Annotated in this window: 9 protein-coding genes; all 9 read right to left on the reverse strand. The window is 50.8% G+C overall.

All coding sequences use genetic code 11. The features are described 5' to 3' along the window. Window positions 1-21: 21 nt before the first annotated feature. On the reverse strand, window positions 22-342 hold the full coding sequence (gene mnhG, locus BLT94_RS17505) for a monovalent cation/H(+) antiporter subunit G (protein ID WP_014955740.1): 321 nt from the start codon (window positions 340-342) through the stop codon (window positions 22-24). Next, window positions 335-676 carry a monovalent cation/H+ antiporter complex subunit F gene (locus BLT94_RS17510; protein ID WP_092236906.1) on the reverse strand — a complete coding sequence of 114 codons (342 nt, stop codon included), beginning with the start codon at window positions 674-676 and terminating at the stop codon, window positions 335-337. Before BLT94_RS17510 ends, mnhG begins: the two co-directional genes overlap by 8 nt. Next, window positions 673-1149 carry a Na+/H+ antiporter subunit E gene (locus BLT94_RS17515; RefSeq protein ID WP_092236909.1) on the reverse strand — a complete coding sequence of 159 codons (477 nt, stop codon included), beginning with the start codon at window positions 1147-1149 and terminating at the stop codon, window positions 673-675. The genes BLT94_RS17510 and BLT94_RS17515 overlap by 4 nt, the downstream gene beginning before the upstream one ends. Beyond that, the gene (locus BLT94_RS17520; protein WP_245743167.1) at window positions 1149-2636 is read right to left on the reverse strand and encodes a proton-conducting transporter transmembrane domain-containing protein; all 1488 of its coding nucleotides are present in this window, start codon (window positions 2634-2636) and stop codon (window positions 1149-1151) included. Before BLT94_RS17520 ends, BLT94_RS17515 begins: the two co-directional genes overlap by 1 nt. 5 nt (window positions 2637-2641) lie before the next feature. Continuing rightward, entirely contained in the window at window positions 2642-3043 is a 402-nt protein-coding gene (locus tag BLT94_RS17525) for an NADH-quinone oxidoreductase subunit K (RefSeq protein ID WP_092236915.1), read from the reverse strand. Between the two features lies 1 nt (window position 3044). Then, on the reverse strand, window positions 3045-3443 hold the full coding sequence (locus BLT94_RS17530) for a Na(+)/H(+) antiporter subunit B (RefSeq protein WP_014955735.1): 399 nt from the start codon (window positions 3441-3443) through the stop codon (window positions 3045-3047). A 12-nt stretch (window positions 3444-3455) separates the two neighbouring features. Further along, the gene (mbhE, locus tag BLT94_RS17535; protein WP_245743168.1) at window positions 3456-5660 is read right to left on the reverse strand and encodes a hydrogen gas-evolving membrane-bound hydrogenase subunit E; all 2205 of its coding nucleotides are present in this window, start codon (window positions 5658-5660) and stop codon (window positions 3456-3458) included. Between the two features lie 70 nt (window positions 5661-5730). Further along, complete coding sequence (locus tag BLT94_RS17540; protein ID WP_092236921.1) at window positions 5731-6561, reverse strand: universal stress protein; 831 nt, start codon at window positions 6559-6561, stop codon at window positions 5731-5733. 188 nt (window positions 6562-6749) lie between these two features. Continuing rightward, window positions 6750-6944, reverse strand: a complete 195-nt coding sequence (locus BLT94_RS17545; RefSeq protein ID WP_092236924.1) for a hypothetical protein — start codon at window positions 6942-6944, stop codon at window positions 6750-6752. Window positions 6945-7130: the final 186 nt, after the last annotated feature.

Consider the following 7130-nt stretch of genomic DNA (forward strand, 5'->3'; position numbering starts at 1 on the left):
GAGTCATGGTAAATAAAGCTGTTATTCCCCCTTTAGTTCATCAATCCAGGTGCGGTCTGAAATTGCCTCCCCGCTCCGGTAAGAGGTGCGGGCGATAATATGCGCCGCCACCGGGGCCGTGAACAGCAAAAGTGCAATGATGCTCAAGGCCCGGAGGGAAATTCCCAGTTCCTGATAAAAAAGAGCATGCGCACTCACCAAAAGGCCTGCGCCGAGTGAGCCGGCCTTGGTGGCAGCGTGCATGCGCGTCAATGGATCCGGCAGGCGGATCACCCCCAGCGCTGCCACCAGACAGAAAAAGCTGCCGATAATCAGCAGAATACCAATCAGATATTCAATCATCTGGACCTCCTTTGGGGGAACCTGGTGTGGACGGCGGCAGCCGCAAATCATTCTTTCGACCGCGCCTGTGAATAAACCGCGCCAGTGCAATGGTGCCCAGAAAGGAAATACAGGCATAGGCAATGGCAACATCCAGGTAGGTGGTTTCTCCGGTATAGATTGAAAGAATCACCAGAAAAGCCACCACCAGTACCGACATAAGATCCATTGCAATAACCCTGTCTGCAGCAACAGGTCCTTTTGCCAGTCGCCAGAGCAGCATGGTCAATGCTGCCAGGAGCATAGCCATGGCGGCCTGGCAGGCACCGGTCAGAAATAGATTGCCGGTCATCATGATCTCATCACCTCCAGGACTCTTTTTTCCAGACCGTTTTTGATATCGGTCCGGGCAGCAGTTGCATTTTCTAGAAACATGATATGAACAAACAAGGTTTTTTTGTCTTCAGACAGGTCCACACTCAGGGAGCCGGGTGTCAGGGAAATCAGGTTGGCAACCAGGAAAATTTCCAAGTCTGTCTCGGCATCCAGAGGGACTCCGATAATGCCCGGACGGCTTATATGGCCGGGCGTGATCACATCCCAGAGTACCCTGAAATTGGATACAAAAAGTTCTTTGAGAAAATAGGTGATCAGATTAAGGGTTTTGGGCAGTTTTTTGAAATACCGCGTATCCTTGTAAAGGGGGCTGGACAGCCATAAAATTCCATAACCGAGAACAAATCCGAACAAAAAGATACCAATCCTGCCGCTGCCCGTAAGAAGGGTGAATACCGCGGCAAATGAAATATTTAATATAAAAAGGGGCATCAGCCACCTCCTTTAACTGCCTGGATATACGGCATCGGGTTCATCAGCTGCTCACCCACCACCACGGCAAAACGGTAAACAGGTTCCATGAACAGCCCGGTCAGTATGGTGATCAGGGCAAGACCCAGAACCGGTGACATCATCCAGGCAGAAAGGGGCTTGAGTTCGACGGGGGTGGCCTGATCCCCGGGTAAAGGTTTCCAGAAAGCTTCTGACCAGATTTTGGTCATGGAAAATAGTGTCATCAGTCCAACGACTGCGGCCACTGCGCCAAGGATATAATGCCGGCTTTCCAAGCAGGCATAAACGATCAAAAGCTTGGCCCAGAAACCGGATAAAGGAGGAAACCCGGCCAGGGAAAAAGCCGGGATGAAAAACCCGACCGAAAGCAGGCCGCGGGTTTTATAAAGGCTGCCGATATGGTTCAGGTCAAATGACCCGGCTGCGTTTCGGATAAGGCCGCTCACCAGGAACAGATTGGTTTTGACAATGATATGATGAACCAGATAAATCAGGGTGCCGGCCAGGGCAAGGGGGGTGAACAGTGAAAGCCCCAGGACCATGTATCCCACCTGACTGATGATGTGAAATGAGAGGATGCGTCTGATTTCCGTCTGTGAAGCAGCTGCAACAACCCCGGACACCATTGTGAGTACCGCCAGGACCATCAGCGTGGTATGGGTTATGACCGTGTCGCCGACAAACACCAGGGTAAACATACGGATCAGTGCGTATACCCCTACTTTTGTCAGCATGCCGGCAAAAAAGGCAGAGACCGAGACCGGCAGGATGTGGTAAGATGCCGGCAACCAGAAGAACAGCGGAAACAGGGCCGATTTAATACCTAACGCCGTAATCAGCAGCAGGGCCACACTGTTCACCAGGGCCGCATTTTCCACCAGGGCCATTTTTTCAGAAAGATCTGCCATGTTCAGGGTTCCGGTGAGGCCATAAATCAATCCGATGGCCGTGATCAAAAACATGGTGGACAAAAGGTTCATGGTGACGTATTTAACCGCACCGGCCATTCGGCCGGAGGAATGCCCCATGATCATTATGCCGAAGGATGCCATGAGCATCACCTCAAACCAGACATAGAGGTTGAACAGGTCGCCGGTAAGAAAGGCACCGCAGACAGCAGCGGTCAGAAGCTGCATGAAAGGATAGAAGCCGGCTTTTATCTGGCTGCTGCCGATGTCCTTGCGCGCATAGATAATCACTGCCGTATGGATCACACTGGTGATCAGTACCATGACCGCACTCAGATAATCCGCCACCAGGCAGATTCCGGCCGGGGCCGGCCAGTTGCCCACCCACAAGGCCATGGCCTGCACATCGAAAATGGTCACCATGAGCAGAACACTTGCAAAAACATGGATCAAGGCACCAATAACAGCAGCAGTATTGACCTTTTTTTCATCCATCCGGAAAAGAACCATTGCAATGGCGGCAATCATGGGCACAAGAACAGGAAAAATGAGCTGCATTTTGATCATCCTTTTTTTCCCGGTAGATTGGTTTTCCTGTCCCCCAGGCCGGTATCAGTCAATTCACAGCAAAGTGGCGGCTGATCCGCGTCCAGGGTCTGTACCTGATCAAAGGTCCGGACCAGGAGAATCAAAAAAAACGTGGTCATTGCAAACCCAATCACTATGGCCGTAAGGATCAGGGCCTGGGGCAGTGCATTGGCGGCTGGGGAGGTCAGAATGGTCTGTCCCGGATGAATCAAAGCTGGATTTGAATTGGTCAGCCGGCCAGCCGTAAAAATCAGCAGATTAATGGCATTCCCCATGAGGGTGAACCCGAAAACAAATCTGACCAGCACACCCGAAAGCATCAGATAAAGTGCCGCAGCAATCATCAATCCAACAACCAGGGCCATGAGTGCTTCCATCTTAATTTTCCTCCAGGGTCAGCAGCACAGCCAGAATAGCTCCCAGAACCGCCAGGAAAACGCCGATATCAAATATCAGCGGCGTACCCAGTACCAGGGAGTTAAACGACCACCAGGCACCGGTCAGATACGGTTTTCCCATAACAAGGGCCGGCAGTCCCGAACCTGCACCCAGGGCCAGGCCTGTGGCGGAAATAATTTCAGGCCGTATACGGATGGCCTGGCGAAGACGTTTTGGTCCTTCAGTTATGCCAAACAGGGCAAAGGCGGTACCGGTTACCAGGGCTGCGGAAAACCCGCCACCGGGTTCATGGTGCCCTCGTAACAGCAGATATACGGCAAAAACCAGCATCAGCCCGACCATAAGCCTTGTCGCGGTTTTCAGAATTACTGATTCCATTTATTCCTCCTTTTATTCCTCCTTTTTCCTGCTGCGCATCAGAGCCACACCGGCCCAGGCCGCCAGCACCACCACGCAGATTTCACCCAGGGTGTCCAGGCTTCTGAAATCAACCAGAATAACATTGACAATATTCCGGCCATGGGCGGCAATATAACTGTAATCTTCAAAAAAATCGGTGAGGCTGCGATCGAGAGGCACTGTCAGCACCCCCATGAGAATGGTGGTCACCAGCAGGCCGATACACAAGGAAACGACGGCATTGAACAGATTCCTGACCCGGGCTCTCTTGCGAACAGCATCAATGGGTGGCAGGCGGAACAGCACCATGGAGACGATCACCACGGTCAGGGTTTCCACCAGAAGCTGGGTCAATGCGATATCTGGCGCACCGAAAATAAGAAAAATAAGGGCCACACCAGCGCCTACCCCCCCCAGTCCCCCAATGGCAGCCAGCCGTTGACGGGCCGTCACCACCACGCCCGAAGCCAGCAAAATAAACCCGCAGAGTCCGGCCGCAAGCCAGGCATCATTGATGACGGGAATCATGAAAAAAGAAGGGATGTGAATGAACCAGGCCCATCCGACAATAACTGCCAGCGCCATCAATATGATGGAAATATAGGTATGCAAAGATCCGTTCTGGAATGTTCGGGTAAACCAGCCCGCACTTTTGAGAAACAGATCCAGGATAAACTGGTATATCCCAGGGGTGGTTATCCACAGATTTTCCAGGCTGGTTTGAATAAGGGCGCGCAGCCGGATGCGCTGCCGATAGATCAAACCACCCGTGGCCAGAGTGATCATACTCAGCAGCAGCGGAAGATTGAATCCATGAAAAAAAGCCATTCGGATTTCCTCCCGGGCCGGATGATATGCAAAAACAGCCGGTTGAACCAGGTTGGCAGAGACCCATTCCGGAATGATGCCGAACACAATACCTATTCCGCCCATGATGGCCGGACCCAGCCGCATTGTCCAGGGCACCTCACAAATACGGTCCATCATCAGGGGACGACGACCCAAAAACGGCGCGATCAAGATGATGGCCGCCACAGCTGTCATCAGGGCATTGGCAGCCAGTGTCGCCGTGGTGGCAAATACGGGGAACATCTCCTCAGCCAGGGCCCCTTCGTACATGATCTCTTTTCCGATAAATCCAAAAAACAAGGGGAATCCGGCCATGGAAAGGGTGGCGGCGGCAACGGCAATGGCTGTCAGGGGCATGGCTTTGAGTAACCCGCCAAGGTTGCGAAGATCCCGGGTCCCGGTCTGATGGTCGATACTGCCCACCGCCAGGAACAGGGAGGCTTTGTAAAGGGCATGAACCATGAGAAAAGTTGTGGCTGCGGTCAGGGAAAGAACGGTCTGCCCGCCGAGGAACAGGGTCAGAATTCCTAGCGCCATCATGGTGGTATAGGCCAGTATCCGTTTGAGGTCACAGGGACCCAGCGCCTGGACCGCACCCCATACGGCTGTGGTGCCGCCTAAAAGGACCAGCGTTCCCATCCAAAGAGCTGTCCCTCCCAGCAGGGGATGAAACCGCATGAGCAGATAAATACCGGCCTTGACCATGGTGGCAGCATGGAGGAAAGCACTGATGGGCGTAGGCGCGCTCATGGCATTGGGCAGCCAGAAATGAAATGGAACCTGGGCAGATTTGGTCATGGCACCCACCAAAATGCAGATAAAAATTGCCGGATACAGGGCATGATTGCGAATTTCATTACCGGACAGCGCCCATTGGCTCAGTGTCATCGACCCACCGGCAGTCTTAAAAAGCAGGATACCGAAAAGCAGAAAAAGCCCTCCGGCCCCTGTAACCAGGATGGCCTGTCGGGCATTTTCCCGTGCCGTATTGTTTTCATGGTCAAACCCGATGAGCAGGTAGGACAGGATCGTGGTGGCTTCCCAGAACACAAAGAGCAGCAGCAGATTATCAGCCGTGACAATACCGAGCATGGCGATCATGAATCCATGCAGATAGACAAAAAAACGGTTGAGATGCTGTTTTTCGGCCATGTAACTGGAAGCGTAAAGGCTGACAAAAAAACCAGCCATGGTAACTATCAGACAGAATAACAGGCTCAGTCCATCCAGGCGGAACCGCAGGTAGAGATCAAGGCTGGGAACCCAGGCCCACTCAACCTGGAATACCTCCCCCTTAACCACTCCAGGCCATGCCAGACAGAGCATTCCAAATAAAATAAGCGGCATAACACTGGAAAAAAGCCCTAATCTGCAGCAATCTGGAATTTTATCAATACAGGGCGCTGTTTGCTTCATATTACTGAGACAGGAATAAGGGTATTTCCGTGGAATGGATCAATTCAAGCACTGTATCCCCAAGCAGGCTCCGTTTTATGATGTTCCCGGAGCTGTTACCCATTACGATCAGATCAACCTTATGGTCCATGGCATAGTGCAACAGGTCTGAACGCGGGTTTCCCTCAACCAAATCGGTTTTAACATCAAAGCCATAGGACTGGCAGAAATCCGATGCTTTGTTCAGGAGAAACGGATCTGAGTCCTTTTGACCTTTGAAGTGAACCATGAGCAGCTTAACACCGGGCCAAGGGTTCAGGTGAAGAAACTCACGAATGCTTTTTGCAGATTCCATGGAACCGCTTAAGGCTATCAGTACGGTCTTTATGGGCCGGTAATTTTCAGCCACAGCCAGAATGGGCCTGACACCCTGGCGCAGAAGTTTAATAATGGCCTTGTCCGGATCTGCGACAAATCCATATTCAAAAATACTGCGAAGCCCGAAAATGGTCAGGTCGTTGAACCGGGCTTCCCTGATCATAGCCTCGAAGGTGTCCCCTTCTTCATACTGTATCCTCCGGCAGACCACCTGATTTTTACTGCAATGTTCCTTGAACAGAGAAATGGCGTGTTCTGTACCCTCCCGGGTAACCTTGAGCTTTTTTTTCCGCATCCTCTGGGCATAAGCATCTGCTCCCGCAGGAACCGACCCCACATTGTCAAGCTTACTGGTATCCACGACGGTTACGCCTGTCAACTGCGCCTGATGAATATCACCCAGTTCAGTAGCGCACCGGGTAGCCACTGCTGTGAACGGGGTCCCGCCCAGTCCGACTAAAATTCGTTTAATCATAACTATCATCTCCTCTGAGGCGCTGTGTTATTCTTAATATAACTTATGCTTCGCTTTGCGAAAAGATATGAAAAAAATAGATTGTATTCCTGTTAAAGTCAAGGTCAAAATATAAGCCAGGCCAGGTCATTGCGGAGATTCAAATTCTTTTAGATCCAATTCAAAAAAAATCAGAGAATAAAACAGGATTAACTATTTTGGCCATTGACAATACTTTGCACATATTTCCACAGCATTTCTATCTGCTTTTTATCCTTTATCCCACGGCTTTCAGCCATTTTCTGTAAGCGGTCTTTTAGCTCTTTATCATCGAGTGCAATTGCCTGCTGAAGAGAAAAAAAGAGAAGGAAAAAGCAGACAGAAAAACGGTTAATGAATCTCATATGATTGACTCCTGTTGTGATGTTGATTATCAAAAATTTTCTATTAAAGATTTCGCCAAACCCCCAAACCCCGCGGTTAGCAAAAAAAGGAATTTGTAAGGTATTAAAATTGTAGTAGAAGCATAGAGAACCTCCCAAACAGTAATTTTTAACTTTTCTCCCAAAAAGAAAGGAGATCCTCTATGC

The organism is Desulfobacula phenolica (genome assembly GCF_900105645.1).
Taxonomy (GTDB): Bacteria; Desulfobacterota; Desulfobacteria; order Desulfobacterales; family Desulfobacteraceae; genus Desulfobacula; species Desulfobacula toluolica.

What these genes read in the sequence shown, in the direction of transcription:
- mnhG (WP_014955740.1), bottom strand. Translation starts at nt 342, where the DNA reads ATGATTGAATATCTGATTGGTATTCTGCTGATTATCGGCAGCTTTTTC.
- BLT94_RS17510 (WP_092236906.1), bottom strand. Translation starts at nt 676, where the DNA reads ATGATGACCGGCAATCTATTTCTGACCGGTGCCTGCCAGGCCGCCATG.
- BLT94_RS17515 (WP_092236909.1), bottom strand. Translation starts at nt 1,149, where the DNA reads ATGCCCCTTTTTATATTAAATATTTCATTTGCCGCGGTATTCACCCTT.
- BLT94_RS17520 (WP_245743167.1), bottom strand. Translation starts at nt 2,636, where the DNA reads ATGCAGCTCATTTTTCCTGTTCTTGTGCCCATGATTGCCGCCATTGCA.
- BLT94_RS17525 (WP_092236915.1), bottom strand. Translation starts at nt 3,043, where the DNA reads ATGGAAGCACTCATGGCCCTGGTTGTTGGATTGATGATTGCTGCGGCA.
- BLT94_RS17530 (WP_014955735.1), bottom strand. Translation starts at nt 3,443, where the DNA reads ATGGAATCAGTAATTCTGAAAACCGCGACAAGGCTTATGGTCGGGCTG.
- mbhE (WP_245743168.1), bottom strand. Translation starts at nt 5,660, where the DNA reads ATGCCGCTTATTTTATTTGGAATGCTCTGTCTGGCATGGCCTGGAGTG.
- BLT94_RS17540 (WP_092236921.1), bottom strand. Translation starts at nt 6,561, where the DNA reads ATGATTAAACGAATTTTAGTCGGACTGGGCGGGACCCCGTTCACAGCA.
- BLT94_RS17545 (WP_092236924.1), bottom strand. Translation starts at nt 6,944, where the DNA reads ATGAGATTCATTAACCGTTTTTCTGTCTGCTTTTTCCTTCTCTTTTTT.